Origin of the sequence: Roseburia sp. MSJ-14 (assembly GCF_018918225.1) — a bacterium.
In the GTDB taxonomy this organism is placed as follows: domain Bacteria; phylum Bacillota; class Clostridia; order Lachnospirales; family Lachnospiraceae; genus Petralouisia.
The window spans coordinates 1-1,051 of record NZ_JAHLQD010000011.1; the positions used below are offsets into that span (position 1 = coordinate 1).

Annotated in this window: 1 protein-coding gene and 1 pseudogene; one reads left to right on the forward strand and one right to left on the reverse strand. The window is 50.9% G+C overall.

What is annotated here, in order from left to right; all coding sequences use genetic code 11:
• A pseudogene (locus KQI83_RS06330) lies at positions 1 to 302 on the reverse strand (hypothetical protein); the annotation flags it as partial.
• Positions 303 to 560: 258 nt separating this feature from the next.
• Here KQI83_RS06330 and KQI83_RS06335 point away from each other — a divergent pair.
• The coding region (locus KQI83_RS06335) for a class II fructose-bisphosphate aldolase (protein ID WP_216555699.1) at positions 561 to 1,051 on the forward strand (491 nt) is incomplete at its 3' end.

Consider the following 1,051-nt stretch of genomic DNA (forward strand, 5'->3'; position numbering starts at 1 on the left):
GGGTTGAAGCTGTCGTCCTCCGCAGAAAACGCCGGCGGCACGTTCTGCACAGGCTGTACACTCTGTACGTGCTGTACGTGCTGCACAGGCTGTACTTGCTGCACGGGCGGAACCGGCTCCTCCGTAGGCGCAGGCTCTTCCGTCACATCGGAAGGGTCTTGCTCAAACAGATTCTGCGGCTGCAAATATTCGGGGGCAGGCTGCTGCACGGGCGGCGCAGGCTGCACCGGCTGAACCGGCTCCTGCGGGGCAGGCGGATGCGGCTCAAAACCGTTTCTTTCATTTTCAAAAGGATTGTCCATACCATTACCTCTGAACAAAATTATTTGCCTTGTATTCTTTCTCTATATTATACCTCTAAAACGCCGCAAAAGCAACTAAAATCAGCAGAAGGAATGTGAATATTGGATGAAAATTATTGAAACAGAAAATAATACGTAAAAAAACATAAAAAATTTCGGAAAAGCCCTTTAAATCCTGTTGAATTTATAGTATAATATAGGTAACTCGACAGAGGGGGACGCTTTTCTGTTGAAATATTTTGACAAAGGAAGATGCATATGCCATTAGTAAACGCTAAAGAAATGCTCACCAAAGCAAAGGCAGGCCACTACGCAGTAGGTCAATTCAACATCAACAACCTTGAGTGGACAAAATCCATTCTGCTCACCGCGCAGGAGCTCAACTCTCCTGTCATTCTCGGCGTTTCCGAGGGCGCCGGCAAATATATGTGCGGCTACAAGACCGTTGTAGGCATGGTCACCGCTATGCTCGAAGAGCTCAACATCACCGTTCCCGTTGCGCTGCACCTTGACCACGGCTCCTATGAGGGCGCCAAGAAGTGCATCGAAGCCGGCTTTAGCTCCATCATGTTCGACGGCTCTCACTATCCCATCGACGAGAACGTTGCCAAGACCAAAGAGCTGGTTGCCACCTGCAACGAGCTGGGTCTGTCCATCGAGGCAGAGGTCGGCTCCATCGGCGGCGAAGAGGACGGCGTTATCGGCGCAGGCGAGTGCGCAGATCCGCAGGCTGTCTCTTATACACATCT